General features: G+C 52.1%; 15 protein-coding genes and 1 tRNA gene. 7 read left to right on the forward strand and 9 right to left on the reverse strand.

Translation table 11 applies throughout. From position 1 onward, the window contains the following. Window positions 1–6: 6 nt before the first annotated feature. Complete coding sequence (locus tag ACS5NO_RS14485; RefSeq protein WP_439415815.1) at window positions 7–1,272, reverse strand: carboxypeptidase-like regulatory domain-containing protein; 1,266 nt, start codon at window positions 1,270–1,272, stop codon at window positions 7–9. A 289-nt stretch (window positions 1,273–1,561) separates the two neighbouring features. Here ACS5NO_RS14485 and ACS5NO_RS14490 point away from each other — a divergent pair, with 289 nt between their 5' ends. Further along, on the forward strand, window positions 1,562–3,475 hold the full coding sequence (locus ACS5NO_RS14490; RefSeq protein ID WP_439415816.1) for a S9 family peptidase: 1,914 nt from the start codon (window positions 1,562–1,564) through the stop codon (window positions 3,473–3,475). An 8-nt stretch (window positions 3,476–3,483) separates the two neighbouring features. Here ACS5NO_RS14490 and ACS5NO_RS14495 read toward each other — a convergent pair whose 3' ends face one another. The 5 genes from ACS5NO_RS14495 to asnS all read right to left on the reverse strand — a co-directional run bounded on the left by ACS5NO_RS14495 (window position 3,484) and on the right by asnS (window position 12,913). Continuing rightward, window positions 3,484–4,665, reverse strand: coding sequence for a cytochrome-c peroxidase (locus ACS5NO_RS14495; protein WP_439415817.1), 1,182 nt, complete (start codon window positions 4,663–4,665; stop codon window positions 3,484–3,486). A gap of 459 nt (window positions 4,666–5,124) precedes the next feature. Next, the gene (locus ACS5NO_RS14500) at window positions 5,125–5,691 is read right to left on the reverse strand and encodes a hypothetical protein (RefSeq protein ID WP_439415818.1); all 567 of its coding nucleotides are present in this window, start codon (window positions 5,689–5,691) and stop codon (window positions 5,125–5,127) included. Window positions 5,692–5,744: 53 nt separating this feature from the next. After that, on the reverse strand, window positions 5,745–7,391 hold the full coding sequence (locus tag ACS5NO_RS14505; protein ID WP_439415819.1) for a SusD/RagB family nutrient-binding outer membrane lipoprotein: 1,647 nt from the start codon (window positions 7,389–7,391) through the stop codon (window positions 5,745–5,747). Between the two features lie 78 nt (window positions 7,392–7,469). Beyond that, on the reverse strand, window positions 7,470–10,676 hold the full coding sequence (locus ACS5NO_RS14510) for a SusC/RagA family TonB-linked outer membrane protein (RefSeq protein WP_439415820.1): 3,207 nt from the start codon (window positions 10,674–10,676) through the stop codon (window positions 7,470–7,472). 782 nt (window positions 10,677–11,458) lie between these two features. Then, window positions 11,459–12,913 carry an asparagine--tRNA ligase gene (gene asnS / locus ACS5NO_RS14515; RefSeq protein ID WP_439415821.1) on the reverse strand — a complete coding sequence of 485 codons (1,455 nt, stop codon included), beginning with the start codon at window positions 12,911–12,913 and terminating at the stop codon, window positions 11,459–11,461. A gap of 255 nt (window positions 12,914–13,168) precedes the next feature. Here asnS and rpoN point away from each other — a divergent pair, with 255 nt between their 5' ends. The 4 genes from rpoN to ACS5NO_RS14535 all read left to right on the forward strand — a co-directional run bounded on the left by rpoN (window position 13,169) and on the right by ACS5NO_RS14535 (window position 16,432). After that, complete coding sequence (rpoN, locus tag ACS5NO_RS14520; RefSeq protein ID WP_439415822.1) at window positions 13,169–14,623, forward strand: RNA polymerase factor sigma-54; 1,455 nt, start codon at window positions 13,169–13,171, stop codon at window positions 14,621–14,623. A gap of 68 nt (window positions 14,624–14,691) precedes the next feature. Next, entirely contained in the window at window positions 14,692–15,381 is a 690-nt protein-coding gene (locus ACS5NO_RS14525; protein ID WP_439415823.1) for a hypothetical protein, read from the forward strand. Window positions 15,382–15,492: 111 nt separating this feature from the next. Beyond that, window positions 15,493–16,287 (forward strand): enoyl-CoA hydratase/isomerase family protein, encoded by a 795-nt coding sequence (locus ACS5NO_RS14530; RefSeq protein ID WP_439415824.1) that lies wholly within the window; start codon window positions 15,493–15,495, stop codon window positions 16,285–16,287. Window positions 16,288–16,358: 71 nt separating this feature from the next. After that, window positions 16,359–16,432, forward strand: a tRNA-Arg gene (locus tag ACS5NO_RS14535). 372 nt (window positions 16,433–16,804) lie between these two features. Here ACS5NO_RS14535 and ACS5NO_RS14540 read toward each other — a convergent pair. Beyond that, on the reverse strand, window positions 16,805–17,998 hold the full coding sequence (locus ACS5NO_RS14540; RefSeq protein WP_439415825.1) for an ATP-binding protein: 1,194 nt from the start codon (window positions 17,996–17,998) through the stop codon (window positions 16,805–16,807). Between the two features lie 490 nt (window positions 17,999–18,488). Then, complete coding sequence (locus ACS5NO_RS14545) at window positions 18,489–18,746, reverse strand: helix-turn-helix domain-containing protein (protein WP_262511003.1); 258 nt, start codon at window positions 18,744–18,746, stop codon at window positions 18,489–18,491. Between the two features lie 255 nt (window positions 18,747–19,001). Between ACS5NO_RS14545 and ACS5NO_RS14550 the strand changes: the two genes are divergently transcribed. Further along, complete coding sequence (locus ACS5NO_RS14550; RefSeq protein WP_439415826.1) at window positions 19,002–19,919, forward strand: hypothetical protein; 918 nt, start codon at window positions 19,002–19,004, stop codon at window positions 19,917–19,919. Between the two features lie 327 nt (window positions 19,920–20,246). Then, window positions 20,247–20,516, forward strand: a complete 270-nt coding sequence (locus ACS5NO_RS14555) for a hypothetical protein (RefSeq protein WP_439415827.1) — start codon at window positions 20,247–20,249, stop codon at window positions 20,514–20,516. Between the two features lie 76 nt (window positions 20,517–20,592). On the opposite strand, the gene ACS5NO_RS14560 is transcribed toward ACS5NO_RS14555, so the two are convergent. After that, the gene (locus tag ACS5NO_RS14560) at window positions 20,593–23,310 is read right to left on the reverse strand and encodes a hypothetical protein (RefSeq protein WP_439415828.1); all 2,718 of its coding nucleotides are present in this window, start codon (window positions 23,308–23,310) and stop codon (window positions 20,593–20,595) included. Between the last annotated feature and the right edge of the window lie 34 nt (window positions 23,311–23,344).

The following is a 23,344-nucleotide window of genomic DNA, read 5'->3' on the forward strand; positions in this document are numbered from 1 at the left end:
CGCTGCTCACTCCGGATGGTTTCGCGTCTTCTCCCCTTTAGGGGGCGGGGGCAAAATCAATCGTTCGGCATGCATTGGCAAAATGGTGTTGAAATTCCCCCAAAAGCGGTCGTCCAATCGGCCGGTCTGCTTCGGCAGGTTTTCGGTAGTCGTCAGCACCTCCGTTTCCTGAACGGCCTGCCCGTTGGATCTGGCGTATTCACCGGTGCCAAAATGCAGGGCAATGACGGCCATCATCGGCGTATTGGCGGCAACCGAAAACTGCGTTTCCAGCACCAGCCGCGCGTCCTGCAAAAACCATTTGCCGTTCAACTGGCGATAGTGGCTATGGCTATAAATCCGTTTTACTTCCTTTTTTGAACGACCGGTCAGGTTCTCAAAAACCGCTTTCAGATTGGTTTTCAACACCTCCCCCGCGGCTTCGGGCGTAAATTCATACGCAATCCGGACAATGGCCCGGCTGGCGGTATCGATCAACACCTCGCCTTTCCGGGCTGCCCGAACCCGCCGACCTGCCACCGGGGCAAACGCCAGCCGGTACGCCGGGCGGTTGTCGCTGGCGGTCAGAACCGAATCCAGCCGGAATTCGTAGTCGTTCAGGTTGTCACCGTCCCAATACTCCGGCGGCCCCAGATCCATGCTGCGCGTCACGATGGCGGCTCCGTTCGGAAACGCGTATCCTTCCAACGCTTTCGGCAACGGATTCCGTACGTACTGCCGCCCTTTCACCAGCTTTACTTTTTCCGGCAATTCGGTCTGTATTTTGGGTAACTTCTCCACTTTCAGGATGGCTTCCCGTACAGTCCAGCAAACGGTATCGGTCGAAAGCGTCTCGCGGTAAAAACCGGTCAACACGGTGGGCGTCGCCTGAAAATTGGCATGAATGGCCTTCAGGGCCGAAAATACCAGCAACCGTCCGTCGGTTTGCCTCCGGAACGAAACCGCCAGGTCTGCCCGAAGCACCGGCTCCAGACTTACGACAACGGAATCGATCGGTTTCAGGTTTCGCAGGACCAGTTTGGCATTCTGGTAGCCCACAGCCGAAATGATGCCTTCTTTCTGCGAATCGATTTTAGGGTAGTTCAGCAAAAACCGCCCTTCCCGATTCGCCAGTGTCCCCCAGGCTTTGCCACTGACGCTGACGCAGGCAAATTCGACCGGTTTTCCCGTCGATTGGTCCACGACCTGGCCTTTCACCTGCTGATAGCCTTGCCCGAATGAACCTTGTATCCCCACTACCAAGAGGTATAAAACGCCTGAAAACCGCTTCATCCGGTGAAAATTAAAGAATTAAAAACCGGGTTCAGGGGGGCCGGTGGGGCCTGGTTCAGTTTTCAAAAATACGAAATTCGGCCCGTTTTTCCCCTAAAACCGACCGTAAACATAAGGCAAGTTTTTGATTGCCTGTACAAAAAATAACAATAGTTTTTCCATGTAACGACCTACTTTTTATCAGTTACACCCGACAATTCCTCAGACCGGAAACGGACCAGTGGGTGCGCCGTCCGAAAATGCCGGATTATCCGTATGTTTGAAGCTGAAAGACTTCTTCTGATTTCCCATGAAAAAAACAGGATGGCTTGGCGGCTTTTTGCTGCTCTCACTGGCTACGCAGGCACAAAATCCGCTCACACCCGAACAACTCTGGAAATGGGGCCGGGTGTCGGGACTGGGCATTTCCAAAGACAAAACCTCGGTTATTTATTCCGTCAGTACACCGAACGCGGAGGAAAACAAAAGTGCCCGGAAAACCTACACAATACCGTTGACTGGAGGTCCGGCGACCGAAATTTCAAACGCCGACAGCTTACTGGTCAACACCAAAATTTCGTCCGATGGCAAGTTTATCATCAGCAGCGAAGCCGTAAAACTGGAAGACATTACCAGCACCGACAAATATCCCGATCTGAAAAAATCGAATGCCTACGTCTACACCTCGCTGAATTATCGCCATTGGGATACGTGGGAGGACGGCAAATACGACCACGTTTTTGTGGCTCCGCTGGTGAACGGAAAACCGGGAGCGGGGAAAGACATCATGCCGGGCGAAAAGTTCGACTGCCCGCAAAAACCGTTTGGTGGCGACGAAGATTTTATCTGGAATCCCGACGGCAAGCACATCGTCTATGTGACCAAGAAAAAAACCGGCACGGCCTACGCGGTTAGTACCAATACGGATTTGTACGAATACGACATCACGACGGGAACGACCAAGAATCTGACCGAAGAAAACAAAGGCTACGACGTCAATCCTGAATACAATGCCAAAGGACAACTGGCCTGGCTGCAAATGAAACGCGACGGTTACGAAGCCGACAAACAGGATTTGATCGTCTGGAACGGCGTCACCAAAATGAACCTGACTAGCCAACGGGACGACCTCCACGTTCAGAGTTTTAAATGGAGTCAGGACGGTTCATCGCTTTTCTTCACGGCACCCATCGACGGCACGATTCAGTTGTTCAAGGTGACGTATCCGGGGCTCACGAAAATGATGCCGATCATTACGCAGCTTACCAAAGGCGATTTCGACGTCACCGGCATCGTCGGGCAATCGGCGAATACCCTCGTCGTTTCCCGCACCGACATGAACCACCCCACCGAACTGTTCACGGTCGATCTGGCAAACGGCGCGATGACGCAGCTCACCCACGTGAACGATGCCGTGTTGAAAACCACCGGAATCTGCAAAACCGAACGCCGTTTTGTGACGACCACCGACAACAAAAAGATGCTGGTGTGGGTCATTTATCCGCCAGGTTTCGACGCGTCCAAAAAATACCCCACCTTGTTGTACTGCCAGGGCGGTCCGCAGTCGGCGCTGACCCAGATGTATTCGTACCGCTGGAATTTCCAGTTGATGGCGTCGCAGGGTTATATCGTGGTGGCACCGAACCGCCGGGGTATGCCGGGCCACGGTACCCAGTGGAACGAGCAAGTTAGTAAAGACTGGGGCGGGCAGGTGATCCGGGATTATCTGAGCGCCATCGATGCCGTTTCCAAAGAACCTTATGTGGACAAAACCCGCCTGGGCTGCGTCGGTCCGAGTTTTGGCGGTTACTCGGTTTTTGCGCTCGCGGGAGTTCACGACAAGCGGTTTAAGTCCTTCATTTCGCACGACGGTGTCTTCGATTTCAAGAGCATGTACGGCACCACCGAAGAGCTGTTTTTTGTCAACTGGGACTTTGGCGGTTCGTACTGGGACAAAAAGAACGCAGCCGCCCAGCGTACCTACAGCCAGTCGCCGAGCAACTTCGTAGACCGCTGGGACACGCCGATTTTCATCATTCAGGGTGGCCGCGACTACCGCGTTCCGATCGAGCAGGGTTTGCAGGCTTTCCAGGCCGCCCAGTTGCGGGGCATCAAAAGCAAATTGCTGTATCTGCCCGACGAAAACCACTGGGTGCTGAGCGCTCAGAACGCGCTGGTATGGCAGCGGGAGTTTTTTTCGTGGCTGACGGAAACGTTGAAGTAAACCAGCACTCAATCCATATTGCCTTTTACTTTCAGACCGCTGGGAACACGCGTCGGCACGGTTTTGTCGAAGGTATCGTCATTGAGCGTGTTCAGAAATTCGACGATGCCGGAAATGTCGCGGAAATTCACGTTCATCTGCGTGGCCAGCGGGTCCATCTGGCGGGCTGAAACGTGCGGGTTGAGAATTTTTCCACCCGAAATATCTTCATAAAACTGGAGCACATGTTCCAGCGTGACAAACTTTCCGCTGTGCATGTAGGGAGCCGTGTAGCGAAGATTGCGCAGGGTTGGCGTCCGAAATGCGTAGTTGTTGTTAATGCCTGCATCCGATTCTTTCCGGTTTTGCGTGTCGGGAACGCCCAGGGTGTGCAGTTTAAAGTCGGACAGCATCGGGCCGTTGTGGCATTTGGCACAGCCGGTTCTCAGAAACAGATTCAGTCCATCTTTTTCACTCAGCGAGAGCGCATTGCTGTCACCCCGCATGTACTGATCGAAGCGGGAGTTGTTGGCCACCAGCGTTCGTTCGTAGGCGGCAATCGCTTTCGCCATGTTTTTGGCGTGAACCGGATTCGTTTCACCCGAAAATGCTTCGGAAAACAGCGTCTGGTATTCGGGAATTTTTCGAATTCGGTCGATAATTTCGTCCAGAACCGCTTCTTCCGCGAACGAATGGCCGCGCATTTCTTCCAGTGTGGTAATGGGCAGCAAGGCCTGTTCTTCCAGGCTTTTGGCCCTCATATCCCAGAACATGGGAGCCAGCCGGGGATCATACTCGCCGTGGTTTTGGATGCCGTTAAAGGCGGTATTCAGAACGGATTGGGAGTTGCGTTTGACAAACGGAATGGTGTTCGGAAGCCGGAACTGCCGTTTGCTGTCGCTGCCGGTTCCGTTGACCCCAATGGATGTTTCCAGAAATTCCGCGTAGTTAAATTCCGGCTGATGGCAGGTAGCGCAGGCGACATCCCGGTTGCCGGACAAAACCGGGTCATAAAACAGAAACCGCCCCAGTTCGATTTTTTTTGCATTTGTCGGGTTGTCCGGCGGATCGATAACCGATTGCGGCAAAGCCCCTAATACGGCGATGGATTCCGAGATTTTCTTTTCCCGCTTCTGCTCCTCGTCCTGATTACGGCCACAGGAGGCAATAACAAAAAGCAGGATACTCAGATTGGAAAAAGAGCACTTCATGGGCAATCCATACGGGTATTCACACCTGACCAAAGCCACTGTTTCTCAGAATTTACTACTTCAATGGCCGATTTTTTACCGCCCTTTCGCCTAATCCTGATCCAAGCTTTCGGGAAAAGAACAATGCAAGGTCAATTGACGGAGAGATAGTGCGTCAAATGACCAAAAGAATTAAACTACTTATTTTTCTATTTTATAACAATTTCAATCATATTTTACAAAATTTCACTTGCTATTTATTATATATTTTATGCACCTATTTCCAATAAATATATTTCGTTATATTCACCATATTTTTTTAGGTTAATGATTTTTTAAAGCTTAAACTTTCTGGGTTTAAGCTTTATTTTTATTTACATATAAACGTATTCATAGCACCCTTTTTATAGAAATGGACGTTAAAAAGGCAAAGGGCTTATCTTCGCACGAAGATAAGCCCTTTTAAAAAATTTAAAACCATCAATTTACCACATTCAAGCGGTAGGCAAAGGGTGAACTGTAAAAGGCTCCGCCGGTAATATTGACACCGGTATTGCTGGCCGTATACGATTTCCCATTCGTCAATCTCATTACGGCCGTTATATCAAACCGATCACCGGCTGAGATATCCGTTAAAGCCAGTTTTGTAGCGGCCAATGCCTCAGCTCCCGTTACGGAAATGGTGGCTCGCGGATACCCCGTGGTGGCATCTTTCGCAAAGGCCGAAGCGGCAATGGACTTCAACACGACCGCCGTTGTGGTTTTGGTCCCGTTGGCCGGGGTCGCGTCCACAAACGCGATGGACAAATCGTAGGAAGCAAACAAAGCGCCCTGATTCGGGGTGACTGCTTCCGCCACAATCTCCATTTTCGTGCCACTCATATTGGCTTTGCTGGCACTAAACGTTGCGTTGGTAACGGGATAGGGTGTCACCGTCCGGACATACCCGCCCTGCTCCATGCTGGGTTCATCGATCCGGTCAATTATGTCTGTTTCACAGGCCATTGCGAACAACCCTAAAAACAGAAAGACGATGTATTTTTTCATCTATGCTGTGTTTTTGAATGAATGATCAAAGCTCTTTTGTACAATTATTGGGGCTATTTTAGCATCCCGGCCGGGTTATTATCCCAGAAAACCGAGGTCGTTACATTGGCTTTCTGCACCGCTTTGGCATTCCGGGTGATGTAGGAAGCGGGATAGTAGTATGAGCGGGGAAAACCGCCCGGACTGGGGTCGAGCGCCGGTTGCTGGTTGGATGGTTTGCCCGTCCGGCGATACAGATTGTAGCTTTCGATGCCGTTTCCGTGTAAGGCCAGCCAGTATTCCGTTCCGATCACGTTCAGTTTCTGGGAATTAGTCGTAGCGGCATCGTAGTCGGCCAGCACTTTGGTGACGTATTTCGTCACTTCGGTAGCCCAGACCGTGCCGCTTGCGGCTTCGAAGGTAGCGATTTTGCCGGCTTCGTTGGTGCCCAGCGCCAGGGTTCGCACATCCGCCATCGATTTTTCAATCGCCGATTTCAGCAGGTCTTTCGCTACGCCGGTTGTGCCTAACGTCAGGGCCGACTCGGCCAGCATGAAATCCACAAAAGACCGCATCATGATGGGATGAATGCCCGCTCCACCCCCACCGGCACCCAGCGAAACCGGAACACCCGCGTCGTTGTCGAAGGAACCACCCGCCGGATAAACGCCCCAGGCTGTCCGCAACAACCCATCGGGTGGAATCCCTTCGTTGCTCAGGTGATCGCGGCCCCAGTAGCCCACCGTCGACGGCAAGCAGAACACATCCGAATCCGAATAATGCGCGGGTTTTGAGTTGTTCACACACCGCAAGGCATTGACATCCGTCGGATTTTTGATCGTCTGGCGGTAGAAGTAATACCGTATGCGCGGGTCCGGAAAACCTTTGGATGAATACAGCGTTCCCATGTACGAATTCGACTGATAATCACCGCCCCCGGTCGACGAATACTGTCCTCCGTAGCGGGGATGGCGGGTATCCGGATTGGTCAGGTTGGAACCGAATTTGAACGCAAAATTCTGCGTCGCCGTCGAAATCAGTTTTCCCCCGGCAATCAGCGAATTGATGGCCGCGGTTGAACCCGCAGCGTCGGTCAACCGCATGTTGAGGTAGACTTTCAATTTCAGCGTGTTGGCAAACCGCGTCCAGCTATCGGCATTCCCGGCATACAACAAGTCATTGGTAGCCCCCGCTTTGGAGGTAGCGGCAAAGTTCTTGATGGCTTCGTCCAGCTCCGTCAGCGCCGATTTGTAGATGGTAGCGCCCGCATCGACACCCGGGTTGAAGTTGGTCGGGTCGATTGCTTCCGTGTAAGGCACATCCCCAAACGCATCCACCAGATTGATCAGAACGGAGGCCCGCAACGTCCGGGCAATCCCGGCATGAACGAACAATTCCGCTTTTTCAGCCAGGGGAATGATGGTTTTCACGTCCGTCAGAATGGCCGCGTAGGCCGTGGTCCAGGCACCGTCGAAGTTGCCCGGCGAAACCGCATTGTCATAAATGGCCGACCCCTGGTTGAGCATCCGGGTTAGTCGCATACCCGGATCACTCAGCGAGTTAAAGTGACCGGCGTAGCTCAACTCGATTTGATTGAGCAGGTAGTTGATGTCGGTATTACTGGTCGTTACCGCATTCGGATTATCCAACAAATCCAGCTTGCAGGAATTCAGTACGACCAGACACAAAACCAACAAGGTTGTGCTTATTTTCTTGATCATCGGTTGATTGATTTATCTTTTGAATGAATGATGAAGCACTCAACGTGCGTCATTCAGCGTCTTTGGCCGGTTTTCGGTTTAGAAAGTCAGCCGCAATGTTCCGCCAAGCCGTTTGGAACTTGGCCCCGTCAGAAACTCGAAGCCCATGCCGTTGCCAACGCCCAGCCCCAGGTTATCGGTGTCGAAGTTGAGCCCTTTCGGAATGTGAATTGCTCTGTACCAGAGGTTATTACCCGTCAACGAAACGGAAATTCCTTTGAAAAATGTCTTGCCCAGCAGTTTCTTGGGTAACTGGTACGACAGCGATACTTCCTGCAAACGGATGGTTGAACCGTCGTAAATCCGGCCTTCATCCCCGAAGAAATAGTAGTTGTTGAAGTAGAAATCCGAAGCCGTGATCTGAATGTCGTTCGGGGTTCCGTCGGCCAGTTTGACGCCGGGAATCACGAGCGTTTGCGCCCGGTCGAACCCGGTTTCCAGACCAATGTCGGTGGTCATGCCCCGACCCAGCAACGCACCCGCCGTGGAGGCATACATGGCTCCGCCGTGCCGGTACGACATCATCACGTTAAGCGATAAGCCTTTAAAACTAAATTCGTTGATGAGGCTGCTCGTAAACGCCGGGTTGGGGTCGCCCAGGACAATGGGCGAAGTAGTCGCCAGCAAATACCCACCGGCATCGATCAGGTACTGCCCCTGCTCGTTCCGACGAAAACCGATGCCTTTGATAACGTTAAAAGGTTGACCCACAACGGCATAATTCCCCAGCGTTCCGCCAAAACCGGCCACCTGAACTTCCTGTAACGTACCGCCCAGATCGAGTACTTTGGGCCGGTTGCGTGAGAAGACGCCCGTTACGCCCCAGGAGAAATCGCCTACTTTGACGGGCGTTGCCGACAGGCTGATTTCGATGCCTTCGTTCCGAATTTTTCCGATGTTGATCGTCGTGGCGGTATAGCCCGTCGATGCATCCAGGGGTGTACTGGTGATCAAATTCCGGGTGTTGCGCTGATACGCCGTGACGTCAAAGCTGAGGGCGTTGTTGAAAAGCCGCCCTTCGATGCCCAGTTCCACTTCGGTGTGCAATTCGGGTTTCAGGTTGGCATTGCCGAGCCCGTTGTCGACCGAGTGGGTCTGTACCGTTGCCCCGGAAGAGGTCAGCCACGCTCTGGCGTTCTGATTCAGCACGTTGCGGGTGCTGTAGGGATTGGGAAAACCGGCAGAGGTTCCAACACCCGCCCGAACCTTCAGGAAGTTGATCAGGTTGCTGGACTGCAAGCCTTTAAAGGCTGAGGTCGGCACGAACGAGACACTGGCGGAGGGATAAAAAATCCGGCGGTTCGGTGTTTCCACGGTCGAGGTCCAGTCGTTCCGGCCGGCCAGGTTCAGAAATAAAAAGTCGTTGATGTCGGCGGTTATTTCACCAAAGATCCCGATCCGGGTTTGTTCGGTCATGCCATCCGCGGCAACGTTGTCGATGAAGTTGTTGTGGCGGAACAGATTCCGGGCCAACTGATTCTGGCTCGTCACGAAAAGGCCGTTCGTGACGTCATTCCGCATGTTACCGCCAATCCGCCCCGACAAAACGATCCCGTCGTTGATCGATTTGTTGTAGGACAAAATCATGCTGTTATCCCAGATCGTATTCTGGATATCATACGTATTATAAAAACCGTTTACAAAATCAACGCCCCCCTTGTTGAACTTGTATTCCTGTTTTTCAGTGTAGGTATCCAATCCGACTTTGTAGACAAAGATCAGGTCTTTCGCAATATCATAGTTAATAGAGGTGGTAGCAAAAAGCCGGTTCACAACGCCGGTTGTCTTGTAATTTTTCAAAATCCAACGGGGGTTGGGAATATCATTGCCACTCCGAAAATAAACGGAACTGGCATCGACCGGATTCTCATAAGGCCAGCCCATCAAGTCCACCTGACGCGGTGTATACATCACGTTGGCCAGCACCGACGGATATCCACCCAGCGAGTTGTTTCCGGTTCCGGCGTTCAGGGGGGGCGAATACTGATCGGTGCGGGCAAAGTTGAACGACGAAATGATGTTCACTTTTTTGCTCAACTGCGCATTCAGGCCCAAGCCCAGGTTCAGCTTGGTCAGCCCGTTTTCCGGGATGTAACCTTCTTCCTTGTTGTAACCGGCCGAGAGGTTGAAGCTCACTTTTTCGCCCCCGCCCGACACGTTCAGCGACGTATTGGATATTTTGCCGGTTCGGAAAAAGTCCTTCACGTTGTTCGGATATACCTGCATCGCATAGGGGCTCACCGACGCAACATACGGAGCCAGAGCCGCGCGCGTGGCCGCTACACTCAGAAAAGCGTAGGGGTGCTGGGTCAGGGCCGTGTTGGTGTTCTGCGACGGATAAATGGCGGCTTCGGCCAGGGTGGGTCCCCAGTTGCTGAAGAAGTAGCCCAGGTTCTGCTGAAAACCGCCGACATAACTATTCTGGTAATCGGGAAGGTGAGCGGTATTGGTAAAGAACGACTGCGTCAGGCTCACTTCGGTTGCCCGCGCCTTTCGGCTGCCATTTTTGGTCGTTACCAGAATCACCCCGTTTCGCCCCTGGTCACCGTAGGTAACGGTGGCTGCCAGCCCTTTCAACACGCTGATGTTTTCGATGTTGTTCGGGTCCAGATCCAGAAACCGGCTGGAAGCCGACTGACCGCCCCCCGTAAAACCGCCCCGGGAGTTGGTGCTGGAGTTGAACGGAATCCCGTCGACCACAAACAGCGGCTGGGTGGAACCCGTGATGGAAGAATAGCCCCGGATCGTGATGTTGGTACCGGTTCCGGACACGCCCGAGGTGGCGGTGATGTTGACGCCTGGTATTTTGCCCTGCAACACCCGCCCGACGTCGGCCTGCGGACGGTCGGAAATCTGTTTGCTTTCTACCGTCGTGACGGCGTAGCCTAATGCTTTTTTCTCCCGGACAATGCCCTGGGCCGTTACGACAATTTCCTGCAACTGCCGGGCATCCGATACCAGAACTACATCGACCGTCGATCGGTTTCCGACCGGCACTTCCTGGGTGATCATGCCCACAAAACTGAAGACCAAAACCGGATTGCTGCCCGATACATTCAGGGAGTAGGCTCCGTTTCCGTCGGTGTTGCCACCGATGGTGGTTCCCTTACTGACAACCGAAACGCCGGGTAGTGGCGTCCCGTCTTCATCCGACCTGACGACCCCGCTGATCTTTCGATCCTGAGCCTGGACGCATACCCAGGTCGTACAAGCCATTAACAGGCTTAATAATAAATGTTTCTTCATCATTAGTTATGGTTAAGATTAAGCGACTGTTAAAAACAAACGCCGTTAAATGTAAAAATTAAAAAAACATTAAAACAAGGAAGGACCGATTTCCAAATCAAACTCGTCAATTTTGTACAAGTCTGTGCAAAATGTGTATAAATATAAACCAGGAACAACTATTAAATTTTGCAATTTTGGCAAAACGCAAAATAAAATCTAATAGGCATATCTCTCCCATTTTCCCGAATAAAGATAATTTTTTCGGGAATTAACCAAACGAAAACAGCACAATATGGAATGGAGATTTATGCTCGTATGTTCAAATTAATAAATGAATAAAAGCATTTATTTTTTGTATTATTTCTGCTTTTATCAATTATAACGAGCGCACGTTAACCACATAACGATACAACATACGGGTATAAATAACCGCTATATGCAGTAATTGTCATGAATTAATCAGGCAAAAAAGGGGTTTAGGAAAACAGGATTGCACGCAGTTTTTCAGCATAAAAGACGCCAAAAGTCTCTTATCTGAAAATCCCGTCAAAGTCGTTAAGACATACCCATAGGTTAAGGGCACCGGTAGATTCCGATTCGTCAGCTAGTACGAACGGATTTGAAAAAATGTTGCACTGGATTTACTAAAAGTAATAAAAAGGAAACAATTTGTCAAGACAGGGAAGACTATCCTGCGGCAGGAACGGAACAATGGAAACAAAAATGGTAAAATAAGTCCAAAAAAAGAGAGAAGCTCGAAAACCGGCTCCTCTCCCCTTCTGGTGTTCAGGCACTTTCGCTTAAAATTCGGCGCTCTTGGGTGTTCTGGGGAAGGGAATGACGTCGCGAATGTTGCTCATCCCGGTCACAAACAACACCAGCCGCTCGAAGCCCAGACCAAAACCGGAGTGCGGAGCGGAGCCAAACTGACGGGTTTCGAGGAACCACCAGATTGTGGCCGGATCGATGCCGACCTCCTGAACCCGCGCCAGCAGTTTCTCGTAGTTGTCTTCGCGCTGCGAACCGCCGATGATTTCGCCGATGCCGGGAAACAAAACGTCCATCGCCCGCACCGTGGGTCCCGGAGCCGCCGACGACTCGTCGTCCTGCTTCATGTAGAACGACTTGATTTCGCGGGGGTAGTTGGTCAGGATCACCGGTTTTTTAAAGTGCTTCTCGACCAGGAACCGCTCATGTTCGGATTGCAAATCGATTCCCCAGCCAACGGGATACTGGAATTTCTTCTCTTTGTGCGGTTTCGACTGCAACAGGATGTCGATTGCTTCGGTGTAAGTCAGTCGCTGAAAGTCGTTTTTCACCACAAAATCGAGCTTTTCGAGCAGCGGCATGGGGCTGCGGTCGGCCTGCGGTTTCGATTTTTCCTCGTCAATCAGGCGGTTTTGCAGAAAAGCCAGATCGTCGGCGCAATGTTCCAAAGCGTAGCCGATAACGGATTTCACAAAATCCTCGGCCAGATTCATGTTGTCTTCCAGTTCGTAGAACGCCATTTCCGGCTCGATCATCCAGAACTCGGCCAGGTGGCGCGTAGTGTTGGAATTTTCGGCGCGGAAGGTCGGGCCAAACGTGTAGATTTTCGACAGCGCCAGCGCGCCCAGTTCGCCTTCGAGTTGTCCCGAAACCGTCAGGTTGGTTTCGCGACCGAAGAAATCCTGTTTGTAGTCGATGGCACCTTCGTCCGTCCGCGGCAGCTTGTCCAGATCCAGCGTCGTGACGCGGAACATTTCACCCGCCCCTTCGGCATCCGAAGCGGTGATGATGGGCGTATGAAGGTAGAAAAAACCGTTGTCGTTGAAATACTGGTGAACGGCGAACGCCAGCGCGTGCCGGATTCTCAGAACGGCGGCAAAGGTATTGGTGCGGGGGCGCAGGTGGGCAATTTCACGCAGAAACTCCATCGAGTGTTTCTTGGGTTGTAGCGGAAATTTGTCCGGATCGGCGGGTCCGTAGATATGAATATCAGTTGCTTTTACTTCCACTTTCTGCCCTGAGCCCATCGATTCCACCAGCGTACCGGTGATGGCAACACACGCACCCGTGGTAACCAGCCGGATGGTTTCTTCACTGAACTGCCCCGGTTCGGCAACTGCCTGGAGGTTATGGATGGTCGAACCGTCGTTGATGGCAATGAAAATGGCATTTTTACTTTCCCGCTTGGTACGAACCCAGCCCTTGACGGTGATGGTGTGGCCGGTCGTTTCCGACGCGAGTAATTGTTTGACAGGTAGAAGACTCATTCTGAAAAGTAATAAGTGAAAGACGGGGTAAAGTTACGCCATTCGGTGAAATATGAAGCGGTTTCTTCAAGAATGAAAAATCCGCTTACTAGAAATTTTAATATATAACCACTTGATTACCAGTACAACTATCTGATTACCTCAAAATTAAGTAGGACGCAAAACATTTTTTTTTAAAATTGGTCTGGAATTTGATAGGCGCGACCACGAGTACCCGAGTCAGGAATTTGTGGTCTCCGAATATAGTATGTGATTATGCAAAGACTCAGCCTTACCCAATCTCTTCAGCAAAAGCTGTCTCCACAACAGATTCAGTTTATAAAACTGTTGCAGATTCCAACTGCCGAACTGGAAACCCGCGTTGAAGAAGAACTGGAAATCAACCCGGCGCTGGAAGAAGGACCCGATACCGAATTCGAAGAAACCAACAACGACGACCCGTTTTCGGATGACTATGACGACGATTACAAAGAGCGCAACGACGACGTTGATCTGGGGAGTTATCTGAATGAAGATGACTACAACGGGTACAAAATGCAGGGAGACGGGAATTATACCGAAGAAGACCGTGAAATGCCGGTGGCAAACCGTTCTACGCTCACCGACACCCTCATGCAGCAGTTTGGGTACCTGAACCTCGACGAACGGCAGGAAATCATTGGCATGCAGCTCATTGGCAGCATCGAAAACGACGGCTACATCCGGCGGTCGATGCAGGCCATTGTGAACGATCTGGCGTTTTCGCACAGCATCTTTACGGACACGGACGAACTGGAAACGGTTTTGAAACGGATCCAGACCTTCGACCCGCCGGGCATTGCGGCCCGGTCGCTCCAGGAATGTCTGCTGCTGCAACTGCACCGGAAAGACGCCGGAGACCCGGCTGTTCCGTTGGCCATCCGGATCATCGAAGACCTCTTTGAAGAGTTTTCCAAGAAGCACTACGACAAGATCCAGAAACGACTGAACATCAGCGAAGAGCAGCTTAAAAAAGTCATTCAGATCATTACCAAACTGAATCCGAAACCGGGTTCGGTCGAGGGCGAAGACGGCGCGGTGCAGTACCTGATTCCGGATTTTATTCTCACCAACAACGCCGGTAAAATAGAACTGACGCTCAACTCCCGGAATGCCCCCGAACTCCGCATCAGCCGGTCATTTGCCGAAATGCTGGATACGTACGAGAAAAGCGACAAAAACAACCGCTCGCTGAAAGAAACCGTGTCGTTTGTCAAGCAGAAACTCGATGCCGCCAAGTGGTTTATCGACGCCATTAAACAACGGCAGGCCACACTGCTGAAAACGATGAACGCCATCGTGAAATTTCAGTACGATTTTTTTCTGGAAGGCGACGAAACCAAGCTCCGCCCAATGATTTTGAAGGACATCGCCAACCTCATCGACATGGATGTTTCAACGGTTTCGCGGGTGGCCAACAGCAAGGCCGTTCAAACGGAATTTGGCATTTATCCGCTCAAATACTTTTTCTCGGAAGGCATTGCGACCGATTCGGGCGAAGACGTCAGCAGCCGCGAAGTGAAGAACATTCTGAAGGAATTTATCGACCACGAGCCCAAAGGCAATCCGCTTTCAGACGATAAACTCGAAAAAATGCTGAATGAGCGTGGCTACAACATTGCCCGGCGGACTGTCGCCAAATACCGCGAGCAATTGAATATACCGGTAGCCCGGTTGCGGAAACAATTGTGAGCGTTTTCAGTTTTTGGGTTTTACAAAGTCGATGCGCTCAAATCGCCAGGCTTTGTTAATTTTGCGAAATGATTGACGAGCAACGGTTGGCCGAAGACCGAAAACCGAATACTGAAACGTTGAATACGACGCTTGCCCGGGCTTTATCAGCGGTTTTTCATCCGCTGCTGATGCCCACGATTCTGTTCAGCATCCTGCTGTTTGTCGTGCCGGGAGCGCTGGGTGTCAGCACGTTTGGCACCCCATTCAAACTAAGCCTGCTGCTGTTGATTGCCATCAGCACCTTTTTTGTCCCGGCTTTTCTGATTTATTTTCTCTACCGCACGGGCTACGTCCGCAGCCTGCACATGAACGAGTTGCAGGACCGTCGGTTGCCATATTTCATGACGGCGCTGCTCTACACCTCCGCGACGCTGCTGTTCGCTTTTCGACTGCCCCAACTCTCGGACATGGCGCCCGAAATCGGCATCGTACTGGGGAGCATCACGGTATCGGTAACGCTCGTCGGCCTGATCAGTCTGTTTTGGAAAATCAGCGCCCACAGCGTCGGCATCAGCGGCATGGTGGGGGCTTTGCTCGGCATTGCCATCAAATCCGGCGAACTCACGTTGCTCTATCCCCTGCTGGCCCTCATCATTCTGGCGGGGCTGCTGGCCAGTGCCCGGCTGCACCTGAATGCCCACACCCCCACGCAAATTGCCGCCGGGATGGGACTGGGGCTGGTGGTGAGCCTGGTAACCGTGCTGTTGCTGGTTTGAAACTAGTTTACGGTATTCGGTTTACGACGGGCCGTCGTTACGGTGGCTGACGCGTGCTGGCTAGCGCAATCTTAATCGGGCGTAAACCGAATACCGTAAACCCTATAAATCATGTACGAACACCTTCTATTCTCCGTTTCGGACGGTATTGGCCGGATCACCCTCAACCGGCCGCAGGTTCACAATGCGCTCAACCCGGCGCTGATTCAGGAAATCACGCGTGCGGTGGAAGCCGCCGGGGCCGACGAGGCCGTGCGGGTGGTGGTGCTGACCGGCGCGGGCGACAAAGCGTTTTGTTCCGGGGCGGATTTGAAGGAAGCGGCTGGTCAGCTTCAAAACGAGGGCGGTTTTTCGATGGGCGACCTCCTGCGCGCAACCTATCACCCCTTGGTTCGGGCCATTCGAAACCTTCCTAAACCGGTGGTTTGCCGACTCAACGGTGTGGCCGCCGGAGCGGGCTGTTCGCTGGCGCTGGCTTGTGATGTGGTCATTGCGACGAATGAATCCTATTTATCGCTGCTGTTTGTCGGCATTGGTCTGATGCCCGACGCCGGTTCGACGTTCTTTCTCCCACGCCTGCTGGGGTCCCAAAAAGCGTTTGAGTTATGCAGCACGGGACGGCGGGTCTACGGCCCGGAAGCCGAGCGACTCGGACTGGTGACGCGCTCGGTTCCGGCAACGGAACTGGATGTGGTGGTGGCCGAAACCGCGGGATATTACGCGACGGCTCCCACGCAGGCCATCGGTTTCATGAAGTTAGCGTTGAATCAGTCCGTTTACAACGATCTGGAAACGCAATTGGAGCAAGAAGCTCAGTATCAGAACCAACTGGGTCAATCGCATGATGCGGCTGAGGGCATTCTGGCGTTTTTACAAAAGCGAAAGGCGGTTTTTACAGGAAATTAAGCAATAAATTTCCGGCTGGCTTTTTGAATCTTATTTTTTTGTCTTACTTTTGCAGTCCCAACACGGGAAAAGCATTCGTAGCTCAATTGGATAGAGCACCTGACTACGGATCAGGAGGTTTGGGGTTCGAATCCCTACGAGTGCACATTGATAATCAGCCACTTACGAGACAAAACTTGTTAGTGGCTTTTTTATTTGATACACAATTTGTTTGGCAGTCTTGTCATTCATGGGTTTGATGATGGTATCTTGGACTTATCCAATTGCCTCTCTTAGCACCCTTGGTTAATCTAAAAACCAGCATTCACGGGTTCGGATGCTTTAGTTTCGACCAGTAGACTGCCTTTTTCTTGGTTCTGTTCAGCGGTTTTCATCCTTTTCTGGAAAATACCGTCTAAGTTATCAAACGGCGGCAGTCTCCTTAATGAGACCAACGCTGGATCAGTTCGAGCAAGCGGCTTCATCCTCGGACACACCTTACTCTCCATCCAAGTAGAATGGCACTTTCAATCCCCTCCTAGTGAGCCAGTACGTTGAATTCCCTCAACCGGTCCCATAGCGAATCAATGTCCACCACCTGCACACCCGGACGAAAGGGATAGCTCCCTGCTGAGGGCGTTACCACTAAGATGGGCAATTGACCCAAATCTTCCTGAGCCACCGATGTACCCCGCTTCAGGGTTGGGGAATTCGAGAGCTTTACTTCCAGTGCTACCACCGGATCATTGCCCCGAACTAAAACCAGATCCAGTTCAGCGCCTTGCTGCGTACGGTAAAAATACGGCTGAATAGAGCCATCGAGCTGGTTTATGACCTGCTCGATGACATACCCTTCCCAGGATGCCCCTGCCTGGGCATGCAATAACAGCGCGTCGGTCGACGACAGATTGAGGAGGTGGTGTAATAAGCCACTATCCCGGATGTAAAACTTCGGGCTTTTCGTCAGCCGTTTCCCCAGATTAACAAAGTAGGGTTCGAGTCGCCGAACCAGAAAGGCTTCTTCCAGCAGATCGATGTAGTTGCGGATCGTAGTCACACTCACCCCCAGTGAAGCCGCCAGCATCGAATAATTCAGTAACGATCCCTGAACCGTGGTCAGCATCCGCAGCAAGCGACTCAGCAAAGTGGCCGTTACCGAGTGTCCCAATTTCCCCAGCAGGGGCAAATCCCGCTCGACATAACTCTGGATAAAAGAACGGTACCATTGGGTCCGAATGCGGTCCGAATCGATGAGAAAGGGTTCCGGAAAACCGCCCCGGAACCAGTGGGTCAGATACGGCGTGGGGCTTACTTCGGTCCGGACCAGCGGAGTCAACTCCATAAAAGTGATCCGCCCCGCCAAGGTTTCGCCACTCCGGGCCAGTAAATCCGGCGACGCCGACCCCAGCAGAATGAAGCGTCCCGGCTGGCGGTTCTGGTCGACCAGCGAACGTAACTGCGGAAACAACTCAGGCATGCGTTGAATTTCGTCCAGGATGACGGTATGGGTAGCGTATTGTTCCAGAAGCCAGCCGGGACGGTCTCCCAATCGATCCTGATCTTCCAGCCTTTCTAGATCGATGTACAGGGTCGGTTTGCCAGCGTTCTCAGTTAAAGAGCGGGCGAGTGTTGTTTTCCCGACCTGCCGGGGGCCGACTAAACCCACCACCGGAAAATGCAGAATGGCCTCCTGCATCGGGTTTTGAATCAAACGAGCAATTACTTTATTCATGTATATTGTAATAATAAATTCAAATATACATGAATAACCGACTTTGATACTGCTCTGACCGAAAATAAAAAGGTGGTTGATTATTGCCCTTAAAGCTGTAAAAAGGTAAGTTTTCGTAGATAAGAGCGCTTTTTCAGGCAAAAAAATGACTGAGGAGCTTTTTATCGCAGAACCATTTTTGAAATGACCGAAACAGGTATATACCTGAAAAACCAACCTTTCAGCCCTGTCCTCTCCTCCAACATAGAAGTTGGGTGTTGTTCAAAAGGATGTTTCTCCAACTATAGTAAATCCAGTGACCACCTTTTTTGCCGAAAGAAATTTCGTATAGTCTAATCCTTATATGAATACCTCAGAATAATTCGTTATCCAAAAGTGTATGGGACGATCGAATCAACCATGTGTTGACTGATCGCTAGTACTCAGAATCAATCAGAAGGATATATGGAAATATACAGAGCTTGATGATCGGTAACGAAACCAAATTTACCTAGTGCTCCTGTTGATTTTCAAATGGGGGTAATTCAAAATCAACCAATTCCTTCAAATCCACCTTCAGTGTACGAGCAAGTACTGCTATCATACTGAGCGTTACATTTACTTCACCACGCTCAATACGTCCGACCTGACTCAGCCAAAGTTCCGATTCATCAGCAAGAGCCTGCTGGGTCATTCCACGCTGCGTGCGGACCTTACGAAGCTGATGCCCAAATAACCGAAGTAACTCTTTGTCCCGAATTTTTACCACGGGACAAATAATTAACTTGATTCTTTCAATAAATAACACCTTTAAGTGCTATTTTAAAAAATTAGGTATCTTTGCTGCTGAATTTTCGATCAAAGACCCATTAAAAATGGAAAGTAATTCAACCATTTTAGTGCCAGCTAATAGCATATACCCCGATGGTGGTCTCTACCTCCGCTTTTTCCAAAAAGAGCTGTTCCTTCCCCTTGACGAACTGGGTGGAACCAGTTCGTTGAAGAACGCGCCACGGATTTTTTGATGGACACGATCAGGGATGATTGGAGATTCACCCCTTCGTATGATTCGTCCATCAGAGAAGACGCCGAAAGCCCGGAAGAAGCCAGCAAAACCATTCGCATTCGGATTTCTTTTCCCCGCGGGAAAATCACCGAAGCCATGCCCAAGCTTGAATCCCTAATCGGTTATACCCACGATGAAATCAGCGGCATGAAGAGTCGATTCGACGGTCACTCTACGACTCCATTTGATCCCAACGCCATCCGAATCGCGTACTTCGAGCCGGGCATGATCGAGCCGTTTACCGACTTCGGCTTCAAGCACAAATACTCGGGTCACAATCTGTTCGATTTTGGCCGGGGAACCTACACCATTAATCTCCGTTTCCCAACGGGTTATTTTGATCCACAGGATCTACTGATGGATGACGAATTAGAGAGTGGCGCCAACATCGATACTATCGTGTATACGAAAAATCAGGGACAATCGACCCAACAGCTGATGGGCACCCAGATTGATGAATCCAGCCCCGATGAATCGCTCCACAAAAGTGCGGGCTCGCTCATCTACGCCATCGTAAACTACCGGGAAAAGCCGTTGGGAAAAGTTCAACAGGAGCGGTTTCCGGTGGCTGGCGGGAATTTCCCCTTCGTATATGTTGAGTCCAAGCCTGACATTCAGGCCAAGTACCAACATACTAATATCATTCGCTATGAAACGCACCTTGGGGAAGAAATCGACGTACTCTGGGCGGAAATCCACCGAAACGATGAAGACATCACCCCGCGCTTTTTGCAGCTTAGCTATGAAGTTACCGATTCGCTCATCGATCACGCTCCGGCAGCCAAAGGGAATCCGGGTTCATTAAAAGCCGTGATTTTTGAAAGCGATGGCCAGACCATCCGCTGCTTTATGAGTTTGAACCTGTGGACCCCTTGACGGGTAAATTCCGCGAATCGAGAGGGCTGGTAACACTAGCGATGCCAGCCAGCCCATATCTGATCGTTAAGGCTTTAACAATACCATGCTGGAAGAAGATCAATACGGCATTGCCATGGAAGAGTATAAAATCAACATGGTCCACTCGTATGATCTCTACAAAAAAGGCACCTGCGGCCTGCCTGTAAACTAAGGGGCTCACGGGTGCTGGCAGCTTCTTTTTCATGCCCCGATGGAGTGACGGAACCACCGATGCGCATCGGTGGTTCTAACGCTCAAACGAGTAACCGATTCAATGGTCTAATCCAAACCCCACATGGCCAGCTTATGACTTCCATCGAAATCAAAACGTACGAAGCTCTGAAAGAGAAACTGGGTCGAGAAGCGGCCCAGCAGCTGATGGAAACTTTTTTTTTCCTCCAGCAAGCCGGTGCAAAACCGGGACCCGAATCCATTCCTACAACCGCCCAGCTTGAGCGCAGGCTGGCCCGAATGAACCTGCATTTAGTTCTGTGGATGGCGGGGCTGTGGCTGATCCAGATGATCACCCTCGTTTCCCTGTTTCTTCACCTGTCATCCTCCTTCCGGAGCTCCTGACAAAACCCCGGGACAAAAAAAGCCGAGGGTTTTAGACCCTCGGCTCGCCAGTGGATGATGATCTCCTCTGGTTCTGTTACATCCTCCCATTCCCCATCCTGAGGGATTCATTCACTTTCGCTCCGTTTAACCGCACCTGAAGCCCCGTTTCCAACGCCGACAGGACTTGTCGGTCGCCCGAGCGAATGACCTCGATCAACTGCCGCAACAGACTCCCATGCTGATCGCTGGCTCCCGTCCCCAGCCATCCGGCCGGATGGGGTGTCGCCACCAGATAATCCCGGGGGTCGGGGCGGATCGCCCCCAGTGGGCCAGAAATCATCACTTCGCCAGCGGGAGAAATGACCGCATCCCGCACCGACCGGATTCCCCGCTGCCGATCATATTCAAACATCGCATTGCTGTGCAGGAGCTTTTCATCGAAGAAAATACTGTCCTTATGCTCGAAATACCGCTGCACCGCGTCGCGAACCGGGTCCGTCAAATCAGTCCGATTGCGCAACTCCGCCATTTCCTGCTGGCGGGTGATGATCCCCGCTTGCTTTGCCTGCTCGGCACTGGTCAACAAACCACTGTCGCCCGGCAGCCACTGAATCACCCGGATCAGGGAATCCGCCAGCTGATCGACGACTTTACCGTCCCCGAAGAGCTGGGCAATTTTCTCCTTGATGCGACTCATCGACTCCTCAAATTTCTGCTGAGCCGACAGGGTCCTGAGGTTGGTGGATACCAGCTCACCCATGTCTTCGATGCGCTTTTCTTCGCTGATGCCCACGCGTTTGAGAATCTGTTCGTAGTCCTGCCGAAATTTAGCGTTGGTCACCAGCGCGTCGCCGTAGGTAGCCATCCGCTGCTGATCCAGCTGCGCGAGATTCCCCGTCAGTTGGTCGTTGATGTCGGCGATGGCTTTCTTCTGAAACAACACGTCCGAGAGCTCGGCTCGGGTCATCCCGATGGCTTCCGCCAAGGCTTTCTGGCCCATGACGTTCTGGCGCAAAAAACCGTCGAGGCCGCCAACCTGCTGGTCGATCTCCGACGTGAGGCTCTTCATGTCGCCCTGCAGGGCGAAAGCCCGGGCGCGTTCCAGATTCAAGCTCTTCCGGATCAGCAACTCGGCGTGGAGCTCTTTCTCGATCGAGGTCTGCCAGTCCAGCAGTGACTCGCCAATTTTATCGATCTGCTCCAGACTTATCCCCAGCATTTTGGCCTGCGTGACGGCTTTGGCCAGCTCACCCGCCTGTCCTTTGAAATTGGCGCGAATCGTGCCGGTGGTTTTCAACGTGGCTTCCAGAATCGACTGGTCGTTCAACAAAATACCGTGCCGGAGTTGTTCGATTTTGGAAATCCCCAAAATCTCATCGCGCACATTGCGATTCAAATCTCCCGACAGAATCGTGTTCAGGGCCAACCCCTGAACGGCTTCTTCAGAAAGGGCCATCAGTTTGCCCGACTCCGCCAGCGTCTGGTTGAGTTTAGCGTTTAATACGACGGACGTCCCCAGCGAGTCATTGAAACGCAGCTGGGAGCCCACCAGATCATCGAGGTTCACGCCTACCCCCGCCAAGGCAGTATGCTGCCCCTGCAGGGCATCGTACAACAGCCGCGCCTGTTGCTTGGAAACGGCAAACGAGCGGGACAGTTGTGTCACCCGCTCATCCGCTTTAGTCACGGATTCCAACACCCATTCCCCGATTTCGAAGATCGCTTTCCAGCGGAGGAGCTTCCCCGCCAGCCCCTGTACCACGCCCGTTATGCCCGCTGAGGCCGCATTCATCGAGGGGCCGAACGAAGGGCCCAACCCCGAAAACCGGCCCGGCAAACGGCTGGCATCGGCCATTCGGGCGGCTAGCTGGTGAGCGTCGAAGAAGCCCCCCAGCCGGGTTCCGCCGACACCTTCCATCAGGTGGACCATGGAGGCAACCCCGGCTTTCAAATCACCGATCTGCCGGGCTTTCTGACCCCAGATCGTTGCGGTTTCGCGCAGCAGTTGCTGTTCCTGTTTCAGGGCGGCCTGACTGGTCATGGCTCCATCCCGCTGGGCTTTCAGGCCGCTTGCGATGCCCTTGGCGTAGCGGGAACGATCGTGGGTCAGCTTCTCCATCAGGGCGCGGTGCTGCTCTTCTTCGGCCTTGAGCTGGGCGGTCAGGGCCTGTTTCTGCTGGCGGTTGGTGGTGGCTCGCTGCTCGGCCTTGAGCTTTTCCCGACGGACCTCGTAGTCATCCAGCAAAGCCAGTTCGGCCCCGGTCAGGGGCACCCGGCTTTTCCAGTGTTTGGGGTCCAGTAGTTTGTCCTGATACGCTTTGGATTTGGTCTGCACCGACTCGATGACGTCCACCAGTGCGCCTTCCGCCCGGATGCGCTGCTGACGCAGCTCCCCGAGCATTTTCTCGATGTCCCGGCGTTTGATGTCATTCCGCAAGAGCCCTTCGTCGAGCCGCTTTATTTTCTCGACCAACCCCAGATTATAGCGGTTGAGATCGTTCAGCGTGGTTTGCGTATCCTTTTCGGCTTTTAGGAATTGGGCCGCACGGGCGAGGTGTTTGGCGTACTGCTGGGCCCCTTGGGATAAGTTGTGCTGTTCCTGCCGGGCTTCCACCAGACCCTTTAAAAGTTCGTCGTAATAGTCCCGGACTTCCTTCCGGTTCAGGAACTGACCAAACTGGGAATCGTCCATTTCCCGCCCTATAGCGGACTCTTTGTTGTCGCGGACATAGTGTTGAGCCGCCTGACGGATCAGGGTTTTCTGGTGGGCGGAGAGGTTGGCAAACTGAGGAGCGTCGAGGTAGTCTGGCATGCTTTAAGTCCTTTTTTATACATACAGTCGCGCC

This window comes from Larkinella fluvii, from assembly GCF_051857545.1.
Taxonomy (GTDB): Bacteria; Bacteroidota; Bacteroidia; order Cytophagales; family Spirosomataceae; genus Larkinella.

What these genes read in the sequence shown, in the direction of transcription:
- ACS5NO_RS14485 (WP_439415815.1), bottom strand. Translation starts at nt 1,272, where the DNA reads ATGAAGCGGTTTTCAGGCGTTTTATACCTCTTGGTAGTGGGGATACAA.
- ACS5NO_RS14490 (WP_439415816.1), top strand. Translation starts at nt 1,562, where the DNA reads ATGAAAAAAACAGGATGGCTTGGCGGCTTTTTGCTGCTCTCACTGGCT.
- ACS5NO_RS14495 (WP_439415817.1), bottom strand. Translation starts at nt 4,665, where the DNA reads ATGAAGTGCTCTTTTTCCAATCTGAGTATCCTGCTTTTTGTTATTGCC.
- ACS5NO_RS14500 (WP_439415818.1), bottom strand. Translation starts at nt 5,691, where the DNA reads ATGAAAAAATACATCGTCTTTCTGTTTTTAGGGTTGTTCGCAATGGCC.
- ACS5NO_RS14505 (WP_439415819.1), bottom strand. Translation starts at nt 7,391, where the DNA reads ATGATCAAGAAAATAAGCACAACCTTGTTGGTTTTGTGTCTGGTCGTA.
- ACS5NO_RS14510 (WP_439415820.1), bottom strand. Translation starts at nt 10,676, where the DNA reads ATGAAGAAACATTTATTATTAAGCCTGTTAATGGCTTGTACGACCTGG.
- asnS (WP_439415821.1), bottom strand. Translation starts at nt 12,913, where the DNA reads ATGAGTCTTCTACCTGTCAAACAATTACTCGCGTCGGAAACGACCGGC.
- rpoN (WP_439415822.1), top strand. Translation starts at nt 13,169, where the DNA reads ATGCAAAGACTCAGCCTTACCCAATCTCTTCAGCAAAAGCTGTCTCCA.
- ACS5NO_RS14525 (WP_439415823.1), top strand. Translation starts at nt 14,692, where the DNA reads ATGATTGACGAGCAACGGTTGGCCGAAGACCGAAAACCGAATACTGAA.
- ACS5NO_RS14530 (WP_439415824.1), top strand. Translation starts at nt 15,493, where the DNA reads ATGTACGAACACCTTCTATTCTCCGTTTCGGACGGTATTGGCCGGATC.
- ACS5NO_RS14540 (WP_439415825.1), bottom strand. Translation starts at nt 17,998, where the DNA reads ATGAATAAAGTAATTGCTCGTTTGATTCAAAACCCGATGCAGGAGGCC.
- ACS5NO_RS14550 (WP_439415826.1), top strand. Translation starts at nt 19,002, where the DNA reads ATGGACACGATCAGGGATGATTGGAGATTCACCCCTTCGTATGATTCG.
- ACS5NO_RS14555 (WP_439415827.1), top strand. Translation starts at nt 20,247, where the DNA reads ATGACTTCCATCGAAATCAAAACGTACGAAGCTCTGAAAGAGAAACTG.
- ACS5NO_RS14560 (WP_439415828.1), bottom strand. Translation starts at nt 23,310, where the DNA reads ATGCCAGACTACCTCGACGCTCCTCAGTTTGCCAACCTCTCCGCCCAC.